The sequence below is a fragment of the Pantoea phosphatilytica genome (assembly GCF_051025615.1).
Classification (GTDB): Bacteria; Pseudomonadota; Gammaproteobacteria; order Enterobacterales; family Enterobacteriaceae; genus Pantoea.
Map to the genome: position 1 here is coordinate 1 of NZ_JBPFDF010000001.1, position 18,684 is coordinate 18,684.

At 58.9% G+C, this 18,684-nt stretch carries 20 protein-coding genes, 2 tRNA genes and 1 rRNA gene; 14 read left to right on the plus strand and 9 right to left on the minus strand.

Annotated elements, in window-relative coordinates:
* The first annotated feature begins 9 nt into the window (after positions 1 to 9).
* Both rrf and ACR6AS_RS00010 read left to right on the plus strand, forming a co-directional pair.
* Positions 10 to 125 (plus strand): 5S ribosomal RNA (gene rrf, locus ACR6AS_RS00005).
* A gap of 88 nt (positions 126 to 213) precedes the next feature.
* Positions 214 to 290: transfer RNA gene (locus ACR6AS_RS00010), tRNA-Asp, on the plus strand.
* A 183-nt stretch (positions 291 to 473) separates the two neighbouring features.
* On the opposite strand, the gene yafC is transcribed toward ACR6AS_RS00010, so the two are convergent.
* A complete protein-coding gene (gene yafC, locus ACR6AS_RS00015) occupies positions 474 to 1,376 on the minus strand; it encodes a DNA-binding transcriptional regulator YafC (RefSeq protein ID WP_111140116.1) in 903 nt (300 codons plus the stop codon).
* Between the two features lie 247 nt (positions 1,377 to 1,623).
* Between yafC and ACR6AS_RS00020 the strand changes: the two genes are divergently transcribed.
* Positions 1,624 to 2,415 carry an endonuclease/exonuclease/phosphatase family protein gene (locus ACR6AS_RS00020; protein WP_111140117.1) on the plus strand — a complete coding sequence of 264 codons (792 nt, stop codon included), beginning with the start codon at positions 1,624 to 1,626 and terminating at the stop codon, positions 2,413 to 2,415.
* A 94-nt stretch (positions 2,416 to 2,509) separates the two neighbouring features.
* Here the strand turns inward: ACR6AS_RS00020 and mltD are convergent, their stop codons facing one another.
* Both mltD and gloB read right to left on the minus strand, forming a co-directional pair.
* On the minus strand, positions 2,510 to 3,886 hold the full coding sequence (gene mltD, locus ACR6AS_RS00025) for a murein transglycosylase D (protein WP_111140118.1): 1,377 nt from the start codon (positions 3,884 to 3,886) through the stop codon (positions 2,510 to 2,512).
* 71 nt (positions 3,887 to 3,957) lie between these two features.
* Positions 3,958 to 4,713, minus strand: a complete 756-nt coding sequence (gloB, locus tag ACR6AS_RS00030) for a hydroxyacylglutathione hydrolase (protein ID WP_434161946.1) — start codon at positions 4,711 to 4,713, stop codon at positions 3,958 to 3,960.
* A gap of 42 nt (positions 4,714 to 4,755) precedes the next feature.
* On the opposite strand from gloB, the gene ACR6AS_RS00035 reads away from it, so the two are divergent.
* Positions 4,756 to 5,493, plus strand: coding sequence for a class I SAM-dependent methyltransferase (locus ACR6AS_RS00035; RefSeq protein ID WP_111140119.1), 738 nt, complete (start codon positions 4,756 to 4,758; stop codon positions 5,491 to 5,493).
* Here ACR6AS_RS00035 and rnhA read toward each other — a convergent pair.
* Positions 5,475 to 5,942, minus strand: a complete 468-nt coding sequence (rnhA, locus tag ACR6AS_RS00040; RefSeq protein ID WP_111140120.1) for a ribonuclease HI — start codon at positions 5,940 to 5,942, stop codon at positions 5,475 to 5,477. The two genes, ACR6AS_RS00035 and rnhA, sit on opposite strands and share 19 nt — an antisense overlap.
* 54 nt (positions 5,943 to 5,996) lie before the next feature.
* On the opposite strand from rnhA, the gene dnaQ reads away from it, so the two are divergent.
* Together dnaQ and ACR6AS_RS00050 are read left to right on the plus strand one after the other, a co-directional pair.
* A complete protein-coding gene (gene dnaQ / locus ACR6AS_RS00045; RefSeq protein ID WP_293770993.1) occupies positions 5,997 to 6,728 on the plus strand; it encodes a DNA polymerase III subunit epsilon in 732 nt (243 codons plus the stop codon).
* A 134-nt stretch (positions 6,729 to 6,862) separates the two neighbouring features.
* Positions 6,863 to 6,939: transfer RNA gene (locus tag ACR6AS_RS00050), tRNA-Asp, on the plus strand.
* A gap of 48 nt (positions 6,940 to 6,987) precedes the next feature.
* Here the strand turns inward: ACR6AS_RS00050 and ACR6AS_RS00055 are convergent.
* Complete coding sequence (locus ACR6AS_RS00055) at positions 6,988 to 8,496, minus strand: NCS1 family nucleobase:cation symporter-1 (protein WP_418801982.1); 1,509 nt, start codon at positions 8,494 to 8,496, stop codon at positions 6,988 to 6,990.
* Positions 8,497 to 8,640: 144 nt separating this feature from the next.
* Here ACR6AS_RS00055 and ACR6AS_RS00060 point away from each other — a divergent pair, with 144 nt between their 5' ends.
* From ACR6AS_RS00060 to puuE, 3 genes are read left to right on the plus strand one after another with little or no spacing between them, the layout of a single operon-like run.
* Positions 8,641 to 9,363, plus strand: coding sequence for a GntR family transcriptional regulator (locus ACR6AS_RS00060; protein ID WP_367396102.1), 723 nt, complete (start codon positions 8,641 to 8,643; stop codon positions 9,361 to 9,363).
* The gene (gene hpxA / locus ACR6AS_RS00065) at positions 9,360 to 10,091 is read left to right on the plus strand and encodes an allantoin racemase (protein ID WP_293770988.1); all 732 of its coding nucleotides are present in this window, start codon (positions 9,360 to 9,362) and stop codon (positions 10,089 to 10,091) included. The genes ACR6AS_RS00060 and hpxA overlap by 4 nt, the downstream gene beginning before the upstream one ends.
* Before the next feature lie 33 nt (positions 10,092 to 10,124).
* On the plus strand, positions 10,125 to 11,078 hold the full coding sequence (puuE, locus tag ACR6AS_RS00070; RefSeq protein ID WP_111140125.1) for an allantoinase PuuE: 954 nt from the start codon (positions 10,125 to 10,127) through the stop codon (positions 11,076 to 11,078).
* A gap of 46 nt (positions 11,079 to 11,124) precedes the next feature.
* Here the strand turns inward: puuE and hpxZ are convergent, their stop codons facing one another.
* Genes hpxZ through ACR6AS_RS00090 form a run of 4 tightly spaced genes read right to left on the minus strand, consistent with a single transcriptional unit; the run spans position 11,125 to position 14,680 of the window.
* Positions 11,125 to 11,505 (minus strand): oxalurate catabolism protein HpxZ, encoded by a 381-nt coding sequence (gene hpxZ / locus ACR6AS_RS00075; RefSeq protein WP_111140126.1) that lies wholly within the window; start codon positions 11,503 to 11,505, stop codon positions 11,125 to 11,127.
* Positions 11,505 to 12,902 carry an AtzE family amidohydrolase gene (locus ACR6AS_RS00080; RefSeq protein WP_434160720.1) on the minus strand — a complete coding sequence of 466 codons (1,398 nt, stop codon included), beginning with the start codon at positions 12,900 to 12,902 and terminating at the stop codon, positions 11,505 to 11,507. The genes hpxZ and ACR6AS_RS00080 overlap by 1 nt, the downstream gene beginning before the upstream one ends.
* On the minus strand, positions 12,899 to 13,081 hold the full coding sequence (gene hpxX, locus ACR6AS_RS00085; RefSeq protein WP_434160722.1) for an oxalurate catabolism protein HpxX: 183 nt from the start codon (positions 13,079 to 13,081) through the stop codon (positions 12,899 to 12,901). Before hpxX ends, ACR6AS_RS00080 begins: the two co-directional genes overlap by 4 nt.
* 12 nt (positions 13,082 to 13,093) lie before the next feature.
* Positions 13,094 to 14,680, minus strand: a complete 1,587-nt coding sequence (locus ACR6AS_RS00090) for a gamma-glutamyltransferase family protein (RefSeq protein WP_111140129.1) — start codon at positions 14,678 to 14,680, stop codon at positions 13,094 to 13,096.
* A 138-nt stretch (positions 14,681 to 14,818) separates the two neighbouring features.
* Here ACR6AS_RS00090 and hpxU point away from each other — a divergent pair, with 138 nt between their 5' ends.
* From hpxU to ACR6AS_RS00115, 5 genes are all read left to right on the plus strand, one after another.
* On the plus strand, positions 14,819 to 15,658 hold the full coding sequence (hpxU, locus tag ACR6AS_RS00095; RefSeq protein WP_434160724.1) for a MurR/RpiR family transcriptional regulator HpxU: 840 nt from the start codon (positions 14,819 to 14,821) through the stop codon (positions 15,656 to 15,658).
* A 191-nt stretch (positions 15,659 to 15,849) separates the two neighbouring features.
* Positions 15,850 to 16,635: a transporter substrate-binding domain-containing protein gene (locus tag ACR6AS_RS00100; RefSeq protein ID WP_111140131.1), complete on the plus strand. Its 786-nt coding sequence runs from the start codon at positions 15,850 to 15,852 to the stop codon at positions 16,633 to 16,635.
* Between the two features lie 10 nt (positions 16,636 to 16,645).
* Positions 16,646 to 17,314 (plus strand): amino acid ABC transporter permease, encoded by a 669-nt coding sequence (locus ACR6AS_RS00105; RefSeq protein WP_111140132.1) that lies wholly within the window; start codon positions 16,646 to 16,648, stop codon positions 17,312 to 17,314.
* A complete protein-coding gene (locus ACR6AS_RS00110) occupies positions 17,314 to 17,970 on the plus strand; it encodes an amino acid ABC transporter permease (protein WP_304598430.1) in 657 nt (218 codons plus the stop codon). Before ACR6AS_RS00105 ends, ACR6AS_RS00110 begins: the two co-directional genes overlap by 1 nt.
* Positions 17,951 to 18,682, plus strand: coding sequence for an amino acid ABC transporter ATP-binding protein (locus ACR6AS_RS00115; RefSeq protein ID WP_111140134.1), 732 nt, complete (start codon positions 17,951 to 17,953; stop codon positions 18,680 to 18,682). Before ACR6AS_RS00110 ends, ACR6AS_RS00115 begins: the two co-directional genes overlap by 20 nt.
* Positions 18,683 to 18,684 lie beyond the last annotated feature (2 nt).

Genomic DNA, 18,684 nt, shown 5'->3' on the forward strand with positions numbered 1-18,684 from the left:
CAGAATCTGCCTGGCGGCTTTAGCGCGGTGGTCCCACCTGACCCCATGCCGAACTCAGAAGTGAAACGCCGTAGCGCCGATGGTAGTGTGGGGCCTCCCCATGCGAGAGTAGGGAACTGCCAGGCATCAAACACGTTCCTTTTCCTCTGACAGGGAAAACAAGAAGGAACAGACAGGCATCAGCGAGGCGCTGATGGCTGTGAAAGAACCGGTGGAGCGGTAGTTCAGTTGGTTAGAATACCTGCCTGTCACGCAGGGGGTCGCGGGTTCGAGCCCCGTCCGTTCCGCCACTTAATTGGAAAGCCCTGACTTAACGGTCAGGGCTTTTTCCATTGGATCGCATTCTGCCAGACAGACCCGCTGATTGATCCTGCCGGAAATCACGTAGTCAGCCACCCAGAGGCACAAAGCCCGCGCGATCCTCTCATCACTCCAGCACTCTCTGCCAGCAGACACTGCGAAGATCATCGATCTCAGCTGCGCCACGTCTGCTCTGCTGTCCACTCACTGAGAAAGTCGATAAAGGCACGCACACGCTGGCTTACGCCGGTATCACTGTAGTAGACCGCATTGAACGGCATCTCGACCGGCAGACGCTGATCGGCGAGTACTTCCACCAGTTCTCCCGCTGCGAGCTCACGATCGATCATATAGTCCGACAGACAGGCGAGACCATTGCCGGTCAGGCAGAGCTGCTTGATCGTCTCTCCACTGTTTGAAGAGACAGCCCAGTTTATATCGTAGAGTTCGCCATCCGCGCGGCTGACCGGCCAGCGATTAAGGCGCGGTGAGTCATCGAAGGCCAGACAGTGATGATTGTCCAGATCCGCGACCTGTTGTGGTGTCCCATGCTCACGCAGGTAGGCGGGCGAAGCCACGATCCTGCGAAAACTGTTAAACAGCAGCCGGGCCCGCAGGGTAGAGTCGGTCAGATTACCCGCGCGGATCGCGACATCCACTTTTCGCTCGATCAGATTGATAAAACTCTCTGAGGAGATCAGCGAAAGGGTGACCCCGGGATAGCGTAGCCGGAAGGGTTTAATCATCGGCATCAGCAGATGAAGAATGACCGGTGTCGCGGCATCCACCCGCAGCAATCCTTTTGGCTCCTGCAGACTTTCGATTAAGTCGTTCTCTGCCGTCGCCATCTCCTGCAAAAAACGCTGAACGTGCCGGAAGTAGCGCTCGCCCTCCTGCGTCAGCGCCAGCTGGCGTGTCGTGCGGGTCAGCAGGGCGATACCCAGCTTGTTTTCCAGCTTTTTGATGGTCCTGCTGACGGCTGAGTTGGCCATCTGCAGTTGCTCCGCAGCACGGCTGAAACTCCCGCTTTCGACTACGCTGACAAACACCTGTAGTTCGTCAGAAGATGCCTTCATCCTTCCTCCCTGTAGTGACGTGGCCTGCACGTCCGTTTATGACCGACAATAAGATCGTAACCAGTATAGGCGTCCGTAGCACTTGCCCCTGATCTGCCCGATTTGCTTAGCAAACCTCACGAGACGGTTTTATGCTGGAAAAGGGTGATGAATTCTGACATTCACCTGCATCCATTGAAACCCCGGTCTAAAATCCCTATAACAGACAGGTGTTAACTGTAATCTGAATCCTCAGCCAGGCGGGAAAGTGCGCAAAAAAACTTATGCAATGCGATATGTAGCAGGACAACCAGTGGAGCAGATCTTTCCACCTGGCGCGATGCTTCATCTCGGTCAGGCACTGCCTCCCGGCGCGCCATTGCCTGCGCATCCCACTCTCAAGGTTCTGGTATGGAATATTTTCAAGCAGCAGCGTGCAGACTGGATGTCGGTTCTGGAAGGGTTTGGTAAGGACGCTCACCTGGTGTTACTGCAGGAAGCCCAGACCACACCTGAACTGGTGCAGTTTGCGACCACCAATTATCTGGCTGCCGATCAGGTACCTGCCTTTGTGCTGCCTCAGCATCCCTCTGGGGTGATGACGCTGGCCTCAGCCCATCCGGTCTACTGCTGTCCGTTACGCGAGCGTGAGCCGCTGCTGAGGCTCGCTAAGTCGGCCCTGGTCACAGCCTACCCTCTGCCAGCCGGTGAAATGCTGATGGTGGTTAACATCCACGCGGTCAACTTCAGTCTGGGCGTTGACGTCTACAGCAAACAGCTGGGGCCGATCGGCGAACAGATTATGCATCATCAGGGGCCAGTGATTATGGCCGGGGATTTCAACGCCTGGAGCCGTCAGCGCATCAACGCCCTCTACCGTTTTGCCCAGCGAATGAAGCTGGAAGAGGTGATGTTTACGGCTGACCATCGGCGTAAAGCCTTTGGCCGCCCGCTGGACTTCGTCTTCTATCGCGATCTCAGCGTCAGTGAGGCTTCTGTACTGGTGACGCGCGCATCCGACCATAATCCCTTACTGGTGGAGTTCAGTTCAGGACGCTAGCGCGGCACTGGCCCTCTGTCTGCCAGAGAAGGGAGGGGGGCTGGCGGAGGGATAAAAACAAAAAAGGCTGACATTTGTCAGCCTTTTCAATGTATCAGGTATCGGGTGTTGCGTTATTATTCACAAACAGCGTTAAGTTATCGCCGGGTTGAATATCTTTCGCACTGTCGAGCACACTGTTCCAGCGCATCACGTCTTTGATATTGACGCCGTGATGACGGGCAATACTGTCAAGAGAATCACCCTTACGAACACGGTAGGTGATGCTGTTGCCGTTATCAGCCAGTCGGGTGCCGTTCGAACCGATGGTCAGCGTCTGACCCGGTCGGATATCAGCACCGCGCAGGTTGTTATCCTGCTTCAGTGTCGAGACACTCACGCCCAGTTTTGAGGCGATGCCCGAAAGCGTATCACCCCGTCGCACCTTGTAACCGCCGCCTGCACTGGCCTTCGCCAGCTGGGTCGGCTGTACCGCTGCGATATCACCGGATGCCAGTGAGTTGCGCAGTTTCGCGACATTCGACTTCGGCACCATAATATAGTGCGGGCCGTTTGGCGCGGTGGCACCGCCTTTGTAGCCGGTATTGAAGCTCTTGAGTTTCGTGAGCGACATACCTGCCATTTCGGCAGCCTGCGTCAACTGTATCTGCTGACCCACTTCCACGCGTGCCAGCGCACGGCTTTCGTTAGGTGTCGGCAGTTTGATACCGTAACGCTTGTTGTTTTTCAGCAGTTCACTCAGCGCTAACATTTTGGGTACATACACAGTCGTTTCGCGTGGCAGCGACAGATGCCAGAAGTCAGTCGGCTTACCGCGCGCCTTATTCTGCTTAATCGCTTTGAGTACCCGTCCCTCACCACTGTTGTACGCTGCGATGGTTAATAACCAGTCACCGTCAAACATGGTGTTGAGACGCTGCATCATATCCAGCGCAACTTTTGTGGATGCCACCACATCACGTCGCCCATCGTAATACTGATTCTGTTTGAGACCATAGTTCCGACCCGTTGCAGCAACGATTTGCCAGATGCCAGCGGCATTGGCAGATGAGGTTGCCCGAGGGTCAAAAGCGCTCTCCACTATGGGTAGCAGTACCAGTTCCATCGGCATTTTACGTTTCTGTATCTGCTCGACTATCCAGTACATGTACGGCTCTGCCCGTAATGTTACATCGTGGAGATAGCTCTTATTTTTTAAAAATTTACTTTTTTGTTCGCGGATTGCCGGGTTTTCCGGAATCCCCATCTTCAACTCGTCACTAATGAAACTCCAGAGATCTGCGTCTGCTGCGAGGCCAGTTCCATCTTCCTGCCATCGCGGCGACAAAAACTTGTCTCCGTACTTTCCATTTTCACCTTGACCAGCTGAAGACAGACTCTGTGCATGCTGTTCGGGGATATTGGCATCGTTCCTGGACGCCTGACATCCCACCAGCAAGACTGAGGCGAGTAAGATCGCTTTAGCCTTCATGTGTGTGTCAATAGTTCGCTTAAAAGACGAGCAACTATACGTGACGGCTTTTCACAACACAACCCGAAAAATCAAAAAGCGTCTTTCTTCTCGCGTAGAACAGCAAATGTCTTCCATACGGGTTCATCAGTAACGTTAACGTTTAATGCCCTTTGTAAATCAACATCTTGCGTGCGGAGAAATAAATTTATTGACCGTTCGTGCGCCAGTTTTGTTGGCAGAGTGATGCCATTTTCAGCGCGTAAGTCCTTAATTTTCTGATATTCGGCCATTATCTGCGGGTCATGGGGCAGAATAGCCGCAGCAAACTTCAGGTTAGATAAAGTATATTCATGCGCGCAGCAGACTAATGTCTCACCGGGAAGCTGATTAAGCTTTTGAAATGAATCATACATCTGCTCTGCAGTACCTTCAAAAAGGCGCCCACAGCCGCCGGAAAAGAGCGTGTCGCCACAGAAAAGATAAGGTGCACTGTAATATGAGATATGTCCTAAAGTGTGTCCGGGAGTATGGATGACGTCGAACGTCAGGCCCATGACGTTAACTTTATCGCCTTCGCTGACCACCCTCGTCGTGCCTTTCTCTGCCGTCTCCTGGGGACCGTAGACCTCCAGCTGGGGGAAATGCTCACGCAGCGTTTTGACACCACCCGTATGGTCGTTGTGGTGGTGAGTCAGCAGGATCGCCACCGGCTGCCAGCCATTGGAGGCCAGTTTTTCTAACACCGGCTGCGCTTCGCCAGGGTCTGTAATCAGGCACTTACCTTCATCATCAGTCAGTGTCCAGATGTAGTTGTCCTGCAACGCAGGAATACTGTTAAGATTCATCATCACCTCTCGCAGGTCGCAGGAAAAGGAAGAGCGTAAAGCATGAAGCCCGCTAAATCACGCCAGGTTCTGAACGCACCGCTGTCGTGGCGCGATATGCCGTGGGGAGATTATTTCCGCGATGCGCTGACGCAGCAGCTTCAGCCTTACCTCGGAAAGCTCTATGGCTTTCATATGCTTAAGCTTGGCAACCTCAGCGCAGAAATCAATACGGAAAATTGCGCTATTTCACATCAGGTCAATGCAGGCCGTGAAGGTGAACTGCTTCAGGTGCTCGCCGACCCGATGCAGCTGCCGTTCGAATCGAAGTCGATCGACGCCTGCCTGATGGCTCATACCCTGGCCTGGAGCCAGGACCCGCACCGGGTATTACGCGAAGTTGACCGGGTGCTGATTGACGATGGCTGGATGATCATCAGCGGGTTTAATCCCTTCAGCCTGCTTGGCGTAAGTAAAATGGTGCCGGGATTAACGCGCAAAGCGCCCTGGAGCGGGCGAATGTTCAGCCAGATGCGGTTACTCGACTGGCTGGGACTGCTGAACTATGAGGTAGTTTACCGCACCCGGTTTCAGGTACTGCCCTGGCATCGGCAGGGTGGGAAAGTGATCAGCACCCACTTACCGGCGCTGGGCTGTCTGAACATTGTGGTGGCACGTAAACGTACTTTCCCGCTGCTGCCGACCCGGACAAAGAAGAGCCTCAGCACCAGCAAAATCCGTCAGACGGTCAACGCCACCCGCCAGTTCCGGCAGGCGGACGATCAGGATTCGGTTTTATAGCCGATATCCTCAAAGGCGGGATGCTCCGCCGCGCTGCGGGCCAGGACGTCGCAGCGCTCATTCTCCGGATGACCGGCGTGGCCTTTGACCCACTCCCACTGAATCTTGTGCGTACTGAGCGCGGCGTCGAGACGCTGCCAGAGATCGACATTCTTCACCGGTTTTTTGTCGGCCGTTTTCCAGCCGCGCTTTTTCCAGTTATGGATCCAGCTGGTGATCCCCTGACGCACATACTGACTGTCGGTACTGAGTACCACGTCGCACGGCTGGGTGAGCGCCTCCAGCGAGACGATGGCCGCCATCAGCTCCATCCGGTTATTAGTCGTGAGACGATAGCCCGCACTGAAGGTTTTTTCATGCTGGCCGTAGCGTAAAATCGCCCCATAACCGCCGGGGCCGGGATTACCCAGGCAGGATCCATCGGTGAATATTTCTACCTGTTTGCGCATCTCTGGTAGACTTCCTTCTGACAAAAACGCCAAGTCTGACATAAAACGGGTCTTATGAGCACTGCAAATAACCGCCAGATCGTTCTCGATACTGAAACCACCGGCATGAACATGATCGGGGCACATTATGAGGGGCACCGCATCATCGAAATTGGTGCGGTGGAGGTGATCAACCGTCGCCTGACCGGTAACAATTTCCATATGTACCTCAAGCCCGATCGGCTGGTGGATCCTGAAGCCTTTGGCGTTCACGGCATTGCAGATGAGTTCCTGGCCGACAAGCCCGCCTTCAGCGAGATTGCGGATGAGTTCCTGGACTATATCCGGGGGGCGGAATTGGTGATCCACAACGCCCCGTTTGATATCGGCTTTATGGACTATGAGTTTGCAAAGCTGAACCGCGGCATTGAGAAAACCGAAGACTTTTGTAAGATCACTGACAGCCTCGCCCTGGCGCGTCGCATGTTCCCCGGCAAGCGTAACAGCCTCGATGCACTCTGCTCACGCTACGAGATAGATAACAGCAAACGTACCCTGCACGGCGCACTGCTCGATGCCGAGATTCTGGCGGAAGTCTTCCTGACCATGACCGGCGGGCAGACATCGCTCTCCTTCCTGTCAGAAAGTGAAAGCGCCCGTCAGGCGCAGGGTGAAAGCATCCAGCGCATCGTGCGTCCCGCCTCTGCACTGCGGGTCGTGACGGCCAGCGAGGAAGAGGTGGTTGCCCATGAGTCCCGTCTGGATCTGGTGATGAAAAAGGGCGGCAGCTGCCTGTGGCGTGGCTGAACCCTGTGATTTTGCGGATAAAAACAGCGACAAGTTGAAAAAAACAGCAAACGATTTATTCGCCAGGAAAAAGCGTTGACGCCGTACCAGCCTCCGATTACTATGCGCCTCGTTCTCGACGGGGAACAAAGCGCGGAGCGGTAGTTCAGTTGGTTAGAATACCTGCCTGTCACGCAGGGGGTCGCGGGTTCGAGCCCCGTCCGTTCCGCCAATCTTTTAAAAAAGCCGATTCAGAAATGAATCGGCTTTTTGCTGTCTGCTATTCCACGGCGGCCTGTTTCTTCGGCGTTATGCCTTCATGATGCCAGCGCGCGTCATCTCCCGCCTCGCGCTCTTCACGGGCGATAAAGCGATAACAGCCTGCCGCCAGTCCGGCACCGATAAACCAGCTGAAGTTTGCTACCTCATGCAGGGAAGGAATAAAGCTGATCACCAGGCAGAGCGCCACCGACGGCAGCAGCGCGGCGATCGCTTTGGGATTGAAGCCCCCGCGATACCAGTAGCGGCCTGACGGCGTATCGTTAAACAGATCGTCGACCGAGATACGTCCACGTTTAATCAGATAGAAATCGGTCAGCAAAATCCCGAACAGCGGCCCGATAAAGGATCCCAGCACGTCGAGGGTGTAGTGGATCAGCTCAGGTGACTGGAAGAGGTTCCACGGCGTCAGCAGCACCGAGCCTACTGCGGCGATCATGCCGCCGGTGCGGAAGCTGATTTTCTGTGGTGAACAGTTGGAGAAGTCAAACGCGGGCGAGACAAAGTTCGCCACGATATTGATGCCGATGGTGGCGGTAATCATGGTCAGTAAGCCAATCGCCACGGCCAGATCGTTGCCAACCATGCTGACCGTCTCGATGGGATCGGTAATCATCCTGCCAAACAGTGACTGCGTACCGGAGACGATGACCACCGTGACGACCGAGAAGAGCAGGAAGTTAAACGGCAGGCCCCAGCGATTGCCGCGCCGGATCTCTGACATGTTTTTGCCGTAGCGGGAGAAGTCACCGAAGTTCAGCAGCGGCCCGGAGAAGTAGGAGACGACCAGCGCCGTCGCCGTGATCATCTGCCACGTCTGTTCGCCTGGTGAAAGCGATTTGCTGGCGAGGGTAAAGGAGATCCCATCAAAACCGGTCTGGTATACAATCCAGCCCGCCAGCGCCACCATCACCACATAGACCGCCGGTCCGGCCACGTCGATAAACCGTTTAATGGCGTTCATGCCGTGCCAGAACACCATCGCCTGCAGTAACCACATCACCCCGAAACAGCACCAGCCCAGCAGCGACAGTCCCAGCCAGTGCGGCTCCGTCATTGCGTTCAGCGACGGCGCGAACTTCAGCAGCACCAGCATCAGCGCATTCGCCGCCAGATAGGTCTGGATGCCATACCAGGCAAACGCAATCAATCCACGGATCACCGCCGGGATGTTGGCGCCAAACACGCCAAATGCCTGACGACAGATCACCGCATAGGGCACGCCCGCCATCTGGCTCGGTTTCGCCACCAGATTGGCACAGATCTGCACAATGCAGATCCCGGCCAGCAGGCAGAGCAGCACCTGCCAGCTGGCGAGCCCCAGCGTAAAGAAGCTGGCGGCCACCACATAGCCGCCCATGCTGTGCACGTCCGACATCCAGAAGGAGAAAATGTTGTACCACGACCAGTTCTGATCGCGCGTGGGGGCCAGGTCATCGTTACAGAGCCGTGGGCTGTAACGGGCACTGGTTTCAGAGGCCGTGCTGGCCACTTTGGAATGTTCTGGCATAAAACCTGCTCCTCTACCCGAGAGTGAAATGAATAATCTGGTAAAGGGGTATTGCAGGATTCAGGCCAGATTGCTTTTCCTGTATACAATATTTTCTTTTCGCGTATACGATAGGCGACAGACAGAAGGCGACCGGAGCAGGTAATGACCAATAAAACAGGCCAGCATGACGCGGCCAGACTGCAGGATAAAGATGAAAGGATTTACCAGGCGCTGATGAACGCCATCGTTGAGCACCAGCTGCCGCCGGGCAGCAAGCTGCCTGAAGAGGCCCTTTCCGGCGTCTTTGGCGTCAGCCGCACCGGTATCCGCAAAGTGCTGCAACGCCTCGCGGCGGTGCAGATGGTGACTCTGACGCCCAAACGTGGTGCGCAGGTTTCCACGCCGGGTGTCGATGAGGCGCGGGAGATCTTCACCACCCGCAGCTTAATCGAGTGCGGCAATCTGCCCGCCGTGCTGGCGCATCTTCAGCCACCGCATCTGGTGGCGCTGGAGCAGCTCATCGCGCAGGAGAACGAGGCGCACGCCAGCCATGATGGCCCGGCGGCCATCCGGCTTTCGGCGGCGTTTCATATTCAATTGCAGGCGATCTCCGGCAATCAGGTGCTGACCGGCATGGTCACCAGCCTGACGCAGCGCTCATCGCTTGTGATTGCCGCGTATGGCGCGCCCTGGCAGCGGGGCTGTCGCTGCGACGACCACGCCACGCTGCTGCAACGGCTGCGTGCGCGTGCACTCCAGCCGCTGACTGAGGCGCTGCAGCACCATTTTGACCACATCGTTTCCAGCCTGCATTTTGAGCGCAGCGGCGAAACCCTTCCCGATTTTTCCCGGCTGTTTGCCGCAGACTTCGGAGCGGCCTCATGAGCATCATTCAGGTCATCAACCCCAACACCAGCCTGGCGATGACCGAAACCATCGGTCAGGCCGCACGGGCCGTCGCCGCGCCGGGTACGGAGATTCTGGCCGTTTCACCCTCGCAGGGCGTCCCCTCCATCGAAGGACATTTCGACGAGGCGATCGCCGCCATCGGCGTGCTGGAGCAGGTTAAGCTGGGCAGGGCGCAGGGCGTCAGTGGCCACGTCATCGCCTGCTTTGGCGATCCGGGATTGCTGGCGGCACGCGAGCTGGCCAGCGGCCCGGTGATTGGCATTGCGGAAGCGGCGATGCACACCGCCACGCTGCTGGCGACCCGGTTCTCTGTCGTCACCACGCTGCCGCGCACCCTGATCATTGCGCGCCATCTGCTGCAGCAGTATGGCTTTACCCATCACTGTGCCGCACTGCATGCGATCGATTTGCCGGTGCTGGCGCTGGAGGATGGCAGCGGTCTGGCTCAGGAGAAAGTGCGGCAGCGTTGTATACAGGCGAAACGTGAAGATGGCAGCGGCGCGATCGTGCTGGGCTGCGGCGGCATGGCGACGCTGGCGGCTTCGCTGACCCGGGAACTTGATATGCCGGTGATCGATGGCGTCAGTGCGGCGGTGAAAATGGTGGAGTCGCTGGTGGCGCTGGGCTTTGGCACCAGCAAACAGGGCGATCTGGCCTGGCCTTTGCAGAAACCTCTCTCAGGTGCCTTTGAGCATCTAAACTAACGGAACGTTCAGACTTAAGACAGGAAGCGAGTGATGACTGACGCTGCAGAGAAGAAAGAGTACAGTTTTAACAAAAACTATCCGCGCGATTTAATCGGTTATGGTGCTCATCCACCGCACGCCGCCTGGCCAGGCAACGCCCGCGTGGCGGTGCAGTTTGTCCTGAACTACGAAGAGGGCGCTGAAAACAGCGTGTTGCACGGCGACGCCGGTTCAGAGCAGTTCCTCTCCGACATCATCGGCGCCGCCAGCTATAGCGATCGGCACATGTCGATGGAGTCGCTGTATGAGTATGGATCCCGCGCCGGATTCTGGCGCATCCACAACGAGTTTCAGACGCGTGGCCTGCCGCTGACGGTGTTTGGCGTCGCGATGGCGCTGGCGCGTCATCCGGAGATCGTAGAGGCGATTAAGCAGGCCGATTACGATGTGGTCAGCCACGGCTGGCGCTGGATCCACTATCAGGGCATGGATGCAAAAACCGAACGTCAGCATATGCAGCAGGCGGTCGATGTGCTGGTGGATCTCTTTGGCAAAGCGCCCACCGGCTGGTACACCGGTCGCGACAGCCCGAATACCCGTCGTCTGGTGGTGGAGCAGGGGGGCTTCAGCTATGACAGCGACTACTACGGCGACGATCTGCCTTTCTGGACTCAGGTAACCTGTCAGGATGGCACGGTGAAACCACACCTGATCATCCCCTACACCCTGGAGTGCAACGACATGCGCTTTGCCACGCCGCAGGGCTTCAACACGGCCGACCAGTTCTTCACCTATCTGCGTGACAGTTTCGATGTGCTCTATGAAGAGGGCAAAACCGCGCCGAAGATGATGTCGATAGGCATGCACTGCCGCCTGCTGGGGCGACCGGGCAAATTCCGCGCGCTGCAGAAGTTTCTCGATCACATCCAGCAGCACGACGATGTCTGGATTTGTACCCGCCAGCAGATCGCCGACCACTGGATCGCGACACACCCGGCGCCCTGACGCGGCGATGACGCCTGGCCCAGGACGGGGCAGGCGTCAGACACGCTTAGCTCATCAGGCTGACCTGCGCCGCCACGATGCACCAGCCGTGCGGCATCCGCACCCAGGTCTGCTGCTGGCGGCCCGTTTTCTCGCTGCCGTCGCGGGTAAATTCGGTGCTGCAGACCGCATAATCCTCGCCAAAGGTGGTGATGACGGTATTTCGCAGCGTCCGGTTCAGCCCGGCTGAGGGGCGCGCGGCGCGGAACGCGCGGATCTCATCAATGCCATACAGGTTTTCACCCGCCCCCAGTCGCACGGTGCGCGCGTCATGCCAGAACAGCGCATCCAGTTCAGCAACATCATTACTGACCAGCGCCTGCTCGTAGCGATAAAACTGCGCCGTCACCTCGTTCACCACCTGCGGTAAATTAATCTCTCTGTTCATCAGGCTCCAGCCATCGTGATTTGCGGCAGGGTGATACCGCGTTGTTCCAGTGTCCAGGCAGCACGTAACACCGCCTCTTCATCAAAAGGCCGGCCGATAAGCTGTAAGCCAATCGGCAGGCCACTCCGGGTCGCCAGCGGCACGGTACAGACCGGCAGACCCAGGAAGGAGATCGGCTGCGTCAGCATGCCCATACTCGCTTTAGCCGGCAGCGACTCGCCCTGGATCGACAGCGTCTGCTGACCGATCGCGATCGCGCTGCAGGGCGTCGCCGGGGCGATCAGCACATCGAAATGGTTGAACAGCGGTAACACCTGCTGCCGGAAATGGCGACGGAAACGCTGCGCCTGCACATACCAGGCTCCCGGCATCATCGCACCGGCCAGCAGACGCTCGCGTGAGTTCGGTTCAAACTGCTCAGGCACCTGGCGCAGGGCGGGCAGATAGTGATTGCCGCCCTCTGCGGCGGTCATGATAAACGCCGCCGAGCGTGCCAGCTCCGCCTCCGGCATCAGCACCTCTTCATGCGCATCCAGCGCGGCCGCACCCGCCGCGACGGCGGCGCGGGCATCCTCATCGCACCAGCGGGCAAAAAAGCCGCCGAGCACGCCGCAGCGTAAGCCTTCGCTGCCCTGAGCCAGCGAAGGCAGCGTGGCGGCCTGCGGATGATTCGCCTGAAACGCATCAGCGGGATCGGCACCCTGCAACTGGTCATAGACCAGCGCGAGGTCATCCACCCGGCGGGCCAGAGGGCCGATATGGTCCAGGCTGGCGACAAAAGGATGGCTGCCGCTGCGCGAGAGGCGGCCAAAGGTGGGCTTAAGGCCAAAAATGCCGCACAGCGACGCGGGCACCCGAATCGAGCCGTTGGTGTCGGTGCCCAGCGAAAAATGCACCAGCCCGGCGGCCACGGCGGCCGCGGAGCCACCGGACGAGCCGCCCGCCACGCGGCTGAGATCGCGGGGATTGCGCGTCGCACCATAGTGGCTGTTCTCGGTGGTAAAGCCGTAGGCGTAGGCATCCATGTTCAGCATGCCCGACAGCAGTGCGCCCGCGTGCCGCAGCTTATCGACAGCAAAGGCATCGGTCTGCGCGGCCGGACGATCGCGGAACAGGCTGGCCCCGGCCAGCGTGCTGTGCCCCGCCACGTCAAACAGGTTTTTCACGGCATAGGGGATGCCCGCCAGCGGCGGCAGGGGCTCACCACGCTGCCGCTGTGCATCCACCGCGCGGGCTTCCTGCAGCATGCGCGGCCCGGTCACCGCCGTCCAGGCGTTCAGCGCCGGATTGTGCTGCTCAATCGCCTGCAGCGTGTGCTGCGCCACCTCATGCGCAGTGATCTCACCCTGCTGGATCGCCCGCTGCAGGGTCTGAATCGAAACGTCACTTAGATTCATGCCTGATAGACTCCTGCCACGTCCAGCCGGTCATCCAGCGGAAACGCCATCAGCGGCGCCGCCATCTCCGCAATGCGCGCAAGCTGGGTCAGCAGCTCGGCGCGCCGGGCCTCATCCAGTTCCAGCTGCAGGATCTGCTCCATATGGCCGATATAGCTGGCCCAGTCGTGTTGATTCATGATTCACTCCTGTTAAAAACCGGCGGCGCTGCCGTTGCTGCGCGGATCGCTGGCGCCTTCGAACATGCCGTTGCTGTGGCGCACGATGGCTCCCGCATGGCCCACGGATTCGCTGAAGTCCGGCAGCAGTTCCACCTCGTGCCCCCACTGACGCAGCCGCGAAACCGTTTCGGCATCAAAGCGGCCTTCCAGTTTCAGCGAGTCGGATGACTGTCCCCAGGTGCGGCCCAGCAGCCAGCGCGGCGCACTTACCGCCTGCTGAAGCGGCAGCCCCTGAATCACATGGCGGGTAAAGATCGCCGCCTGGGTCTGCGGCTGCCCGTCGCCGCCCATCGCGCCGTAGACCAGCGTACGGCCATCTTTCAGGCGTGCCGCGGCGGGGTTGAGGGTATGAAATGGCTGCTTACCGGGCGCCAGCGCCAGCAGATGATCCGGGTCGAGGCTGAACGCGGCGCCACGGTTCTGCCAGGTGATCCCGGTGCCGGGCAGCACGACACCGCTGCCAAATTCGTGATAGATGCTCTGAATAAACGACACCGCCAGACCGCTGCTGTCCATGACGCCCATCCAGACGGTGTCGCCCGGGCCGCGTCCACGGCCCCAGTCGGCGGCTTCGCCATCCGCAATCTGGCTGGCCAGCGTGGCAAGGTGGTCGCTGTCCAGCAGCGCCTGTAAATCTTCTTTGACGTGACGCGGATCGGTGATGTGCTGATCGCGCAGCGCAAAGGCTTTTTTGGTGGCCTCCACGATGCGGTGCACCGTCTGCGCATCATCCGCGCCGGCCATCTCCAGACGATCGGTGATGCCGAGGATCGCCAGCGACACCATGCCCTGAGTGGGCGGGGTGATATTCCAGATGTCGCCTTCGCTGTGACTGAGATGCAGCGGCGTTGTGCGGCGGGCACGATGCTGCTGAAGGTCCGCCAGCGTAACGGGCATACCCAGCGTAGCCATCTCATCGGCCATATGGTGCGCCAGCGCGCCGCGATAGAAGCTGTCGAGCCCCTGTTCGCTCAGCAGACTCAGCGTCTGCGCCAGGGCGGGCTGGGTGAAACGACTGCCTGGCTGCGGTACGTTGCCGTCGGGCATAAAAGTGGCGCTGAAGCCGGGCTGATGCTGTAACTCATGGCGAAACGTGGTGGTCGCGGCGGTCTGCGACGCCGTGACCGGAATACCGTCGGCGGCGTAGCGGATGGCATCCCGCAGCAGGCGCGCCAGCGGCAGCATCGGGCTGCCCATCTCTTCAGAGATCGCCAGCGCCTCCTGCCAGCCACTGACCGTACCGGCCACGGTCAGCGCCGCCTTCGGCCCGCGATGGGGGATCGTCGGGTGATCCGCGTAGAAATCGCAGTGGGCCAGCGCACCGGCTGCGCCACTGGCGTCGATAGCCACCGGCTCCCCGTTGGGCGGCAGAATCAGCCAGAAGCCGTCGCCGCCCAGTCCGTTCATATGCGGATAGACCACGGCGATGGTCGCCGCCGCTGCCACCATCGCCTCAATGGCGTTGCCGCCATCACGCAGCACCGCCAGCGCACTCTCACTCGCCAGATGGTGCGGGGTCACCGCCATCCCCTGCGGGGCCATATTGCTCTGAATCATCGTTCACTCGTTCTTCGGGTAACAGAATCTCTGATGAAGCAAGAGCTGTTCCAGTTTTCATCCCGGACAGAGATTGCGGCGGTTAACCTGGCGTAAATTGTGCTAGCTTCTGCTGAAACAAAAGTTACAGGACGGGTTATGAAACAGCTTGATGAACGACTCAGAAGTCACTATCCCCAGCTTTCGCCGCAGGAGCAGCGTATTGCCGACTTCGTTTTTGACCACTTCGACGATCTGATCAGCTACAACAGCGCCGAGCTGGCGCGGCTCAGCGGCGTGTCGAAAGCCACGGTCAGTCGGCTGTTTAAGCGTCTGGGCTATGAAAAATATAAGGATATGCGTGATGAGCTGCGCATCCTGCGTCAGAGCGGCATGCCGCTGACCGATAACCGCGATGCCGTGCAGGGCAACACGCTGCTGGCGCGCCACTACAAGCAGGAGATGGCCAACCTGACGCAGTGGGTCAACAGCCTGGATGCCCGGCAGTTCAGCGAGGTGGTCGGGCAGCTGGCGCAGGCGAAGCGCGTCTTTATCATCGGCATGCGCAATGCCTATCCGGTGGCGCTGCACCTGCGTCAGCAGCTGGTGCAGGCGCGTTCCCAGGTGCATATCCTGCCGCAGCCCGGCCAGACGCTGGCTGAGGAGCTGGTGGATATCTCCCCGGAGGATATGGTGGTGGTGATGGCCTTCCGGCGGCGTCCCCGCATCATCCGGCCACTGATGCAGCAGCTGCAGGCCGCCGCGGTGCCGGTGCTGGTGCTGTGTGAGCCGCAGGCGCAGACGGTGATGGCGCTGGCGCGCTGGCAGCTCTGTACGCCGCTGGACAGCGTCTCGGCCTTCGACAGCTACAGCGGCGCCATGAGCCTGGTGAATCTGCTGGCGAATGCGCTGCTGCATGAAATCCTGGCTCAGGGACGCCAGCGCATTCATCAGATCGCGGATCTTTATCAGCAGTTTGACGAGCTGGAGCACCGTTAACAGGCACCATTCTGGTGCTTTGCCCCATTTCAGTACATCCCCGCTACGGCGTAACTGCCCCGGTTACGCCCGCTTTTCACCCCGAACCGCCGCGTTTATCCTTTTTTTTCCTGCCAGCCGGGTTGGCACATTAGTTGCAGATTCCAGTTCAAAGAATCTTTTGTTTCACGTTAATCTCACCGGGGTGCATAATGAAAAAAGTTCTGATGGCGGTTGCCGCAGCGGCGTTACTGATGGCGCAGACGGGAAGCGCGCTGGCCGATCAACTGCAGGATATTCAGAAGCGCGGCGTCATCCGCGTTGCCGTGCCGCAGGATTTCCCGCCGTTTGGTTCGGTGGGTACCGATCTGCAGCCGCAGGGGTATGACATCGATATGGCGAAATACCTGGCAAAGCAGATGAAACTTAAGTTGCAGCTGGTGCCGGTCAGCAGTGCCAACCGCGTGCCTTACCTGCAGACCGACAAGGTCGATCTGGTGATCTCCAGCATGGGTAAAAACGCCGAGCGGGAAAAAGTGATCGACTTTACCCGCGCCTATGCGCCGTTCTTCCTGGGCGTGTTCGGGCCGAAAGGCGACGAAATCAAGGCGGCAGCGGCCCTGAGCGGCAAGTCGATCGGCGTCACGCGCGGAGCGGTCGAGGATATGGTGCTGAGCGACGTGGCGCCGAAAGATGCGCAGGTGAAACGTTACGAAGATAACAACACTACGCTGTCCGCGTATCTCTCCGGTCAGGTGCAGTATGTGGCTACCGGCAACCTCGTGGTCGCCGCGATCGCGCGTCAGAATCCGGCCAAAGCGCCCGTCGCGCAGTTTATGCTGAAAGATTCGCCCTGCTTTATCGGCCTGAAGAAAGATCAGCCTGCGCTGAAAGCGAAAGTAAACGAACTGATTGAGCAGGGCATTAAAGATGGCACCCTGAATAAACTCTCTGAAGAGTGGCTGAAAGCGCCGCTGCCCGCGAACCTCGGCGCCTGAGGAGCGATTCATGACCGGGCAACTTAACTTTCCCGCCCTGTGGCCATACTGGCCGGAGCTGCTCTCCGGCCTCTGGATCACCATTCAGCTGACGGTGCTGGCGACGACCGGCGGCGTGGCGATTGGGATTGCGGGCGCGGCGCTGCGCAGCGGCAAACCGGGCTGGATGAGCCGCCTCTGGGGCATCTATGTCGAGCTGATCCGCAACACGCCGTTTGTCGTGCAGCTGTTCTTTATCGTGTTTGGTCTGCCGGCGCTGGGGCTGAAGCTTACGGCAGGTGAGGCGGCGCTGCTGGCGATGCTGATCAACCTCGGGGCTTACAGCACAGAGATTATCCGGGCCGGGATTCAGGTGACGCCAAAAGGGCAGTGGGAAGCGGGGCGGGTGCTGGGTTTAACCCGCAGCCAGACCTTCCTGCGGGTGGTGCTGCCCCCGGCGCTGCAGCGCATTTATCCGGCGCTGGTGAGCCAGTGCATCATCGTCATGCTGGGCTCGTCGGTGGTGTCGCAGGTCTCCTATGAGGAGCTGACCTTTGCCGCCAACCTGATCCAGTCGCGCACCTTCTTAAGTTTTGAGGTCTATCTGGTGACCACGCTGATCTACCTGGCGTTGTCGATTGCGATGCGCCATCTGCTGCTGGCGATTGGCCGTAAATGGTTTGGAGTGCAGCCCTCATGATGACGACCTTTACCGACTGGGACATTCTGCGCAACCTGCTGCTGGCGGCGCGCTGGACCCTGTTACTGTCGCTGGTGGCCTTTGTCGGCGGCACGCTGGTGACGCTGCCGCTGCTGTTTATGCGCCTGCTGCAGCGCCGGTGGCTGACGCGCATCATTCGCGGCTACACCGCGCTGTTTCAGGGCACGCCGCTGCTGATGCAGCTCTTCCTGGCCTTTTTCGGTGTCGGCCTGTTCGGCATCGATGTCGCGCCCTGGACCGCGGCGTCGCTGGCGCTGACCTTCTACACCAGCGCGTTTCTGATCGATATCTGGTACGGCAGTATCCGCGCCCTGCCGAAGGGGCAGTGGGAAGCGTCGCGCTGCCTCGGGCTGACCTTTGGTCAGACGCTGTGGCGGGTGATTGCTCCGCAGGCGATCCGCATTGGCATCGCGCCCACGGTGGGGTTTGCCGTTCAGGTGATCAAGGGCACCGCGCTGGCGTCGATTATCGGTTTTATCGAGCTGACCAAAGCGGGCACCATTCTGAACAACGTGACCTATCAGCCGTTTAAAGTCTTCGGGCTGGTGGCGCTGGGCTACTTCCTGATGTGTTATCCGCTGTCCCGTTACAGCCAGTATCTGGAGAAAAAATTCAATGCCGCTCATCACCATTAATCAGGTGCAAAAATATTACGGCGACAACCATGTGTTGAAAGGCGTGGATCTGGATATCGACATGGGCGAGGTGATCTCAATCATCGGTCGCAGCGGGTCGGGTAAAAGCACGCTGCTGCGCTGCATGAACGGGCTGGAGGGCTACCAGGAGGGCAGCATCAAGCTCGGCGGGATGACCATTACCGATCGCGACTCGCAGGCGCGTGAAATCAGCCGCTCGGTCGGGATGGTATTTCAGAACTTCAACCTGTTTCCGCACATGACGGCGCTGGAAAACGTGATGCTGGCCCCGCGCCGGGTGCTGAAAAAGAGTGATGCCGAATGCCGGGCGCTGGCAACGCAGATGCTGGAAAAAGTCGGGCTGGGCGAGCGGCTTAACTACTATCCGGGCAGTCTCTCCGGTGGTCAGCAGCAGCGGGTGGCGATCGCCCGTGCGCTGGCGATGACGCCAAAAGTTTTACTCTGTGATGAGATCACCTCCGCGCTCGATCCCGAACTGGTAGGCGAAGTCCTTAAGGTGCTGGAGCAGCTGGCGGCAGAGGGGATGACGCTGATCCTCGTCACGCATGAAATGAACTTCGCCCGCGACGTGGGCGATCGTGTGGTCTTTATGCATCAGGGGCGCGTCTGGGAACAGGGCGACAGCAAAACAGTGTTCGCTCAGCCGCAGTCGCCGGAGCTGAAGCAGTTTATCTCTTCGGTGCGTCTCTGAGC

What these genes read in the sequence shown, in the direction of transcription:
- yafC (WP_111140116.1), bottom strand. Translation starts at nt 1,376, where the DNA reads ATGAAGGCATCTTCTGACGAACTACAGGTGTTTGTCAGCGTAGTCGAA.
- mltD (WP_111140118.1), bottom strand. Translation starts at nt 3,886, where the DNA reads ATGAAGGCTAAAGCGATCTTACTCGCCTCAGTCTTGCTGGTGGGATGT.
- gloB (WP_434161946.1), bottom strand. Translation starts at nt 4,713, where the DNA reads ATGAATCTTAACAGTATTCCTGCGTTGCAGGACAACTACATCTGGACA.
- ACR6AS_RS00035 (WP_111140119.1), top strand. Translation starts at nt 4,756, where the DNA reads ATGAAGCCCGCTAAATCACGCCAGGTTCTGAACGCACCGCTGTCGTGG.
- rnhA (WP_111140120.1), bottom strand. Translation starts at nt 5,942, where the DNA reads ATGCGCAAACAGGTAGAAATATTCACCGATGGATCCTGCCTGGGTAAT.
- dnaQ (WP_293770993.1), top strand. Translation starts at nt 5,997, where the DNA reads ATGAGCACTGCAAATAACCGCCAGATCGTTCTCGATACTGAAACCACC.
- ACR6AS_RS00055 (WP_418801982.1), bottom strand. Translation starts at nt 8,496, where the DNA reads ATGCCAGAACATTCCAAAGTGGCCAGCACGGCCTCTGAAACCAGTGCC.
- ACR6AS_RS00060 (WP_367396102.1), top strand. Translation starts at nt 8,641, where the DNA reads ATGACCAATAAAACAGGCCAGCATGACGCGGCCAGACTGCAGGATAAA.
- hpxA (WP_293770988.1), top strand. Translation starts at nt 9,360, where the DNA reads ATGAGCATCATTCAGGTCATCAACCCCAACACCAGCCTGGCGATGACC.
- puuE (WP_111140125.1), top strand. Translation starts at nt 10,125, where the DNA reads ATGACTGACGCTGCAGAGAAGAAAGAGTACAGTTTTAACAAAAACTAT.
- hpxZ (WP_111140126.1), bottom strand. Translation starts at nt 11,505, where the DNA reads ATGAACAGAGAGATTAATTTACCGCAGGTGGTGAACGAGGTGACGGCG.
- ACR6AS_RS00080 (WP_434160720.1), bottom strand. Translation starts at nt 12,902, where the DNA reads ATGAATCTAAGTGACGTTTCGATTCAGACCCTGCAGCGGGCGATCCAG.
- hpxX (WP_434160722.1), bottom strand. Translation starts at nt 13,081, where the DNA reads ATGAATCAACACGACTGGGCCAGCTATATCGGCCATATGGAGCAGATC.
- ACR6AS_RS00090 (WP_111140129.1), bottom strand. Translation starts at nt 14,680, where the DNA reads ATGATTCAGAGCAATATGGCCCCGCAGGGGATGGCGGTGACCCCGCAC.
- hpxU (WP_434160724.1), top strand. Translation starts at nt 14,819, where the DNA reads ATGAAACAGCTTGATGAACGACTCAGAAGTCACTATCCCCAGCTTTCG.
- ACR6AS_RS00100 (WP_111140131.1), top strand. Translation starts at nt 15,850, where the DNA reads ATGAAAAAAGTTCTGATGGCGGTTGCCGCAGCGGCGTTACTGATGGCG.
- ACR6AS_RS00105 (WP_111140132.1), top strand. Translation starts at nt 16,646, where the DNA reads ATGACCGGGCAACTTAACTTTCCCGCCCTGTGGCCATACTGGCCGGAG.
- ACR6AS_RS00110 (WP_304598430.1), top strand. Translation starts at nt 17,314, where the DNA reads ATGACGACCTTTACCGACTGGGACATTCTGCGCAACCTGCTGCTGGCG.
- ACR6AS_RS00115 (WP_111140134.1), top strand. Translation starts at nt 17,951, where the DNA reads ATGCCGCTCATCACCATTAATCAGGTGCAAAAATATTACGGCGACAAC.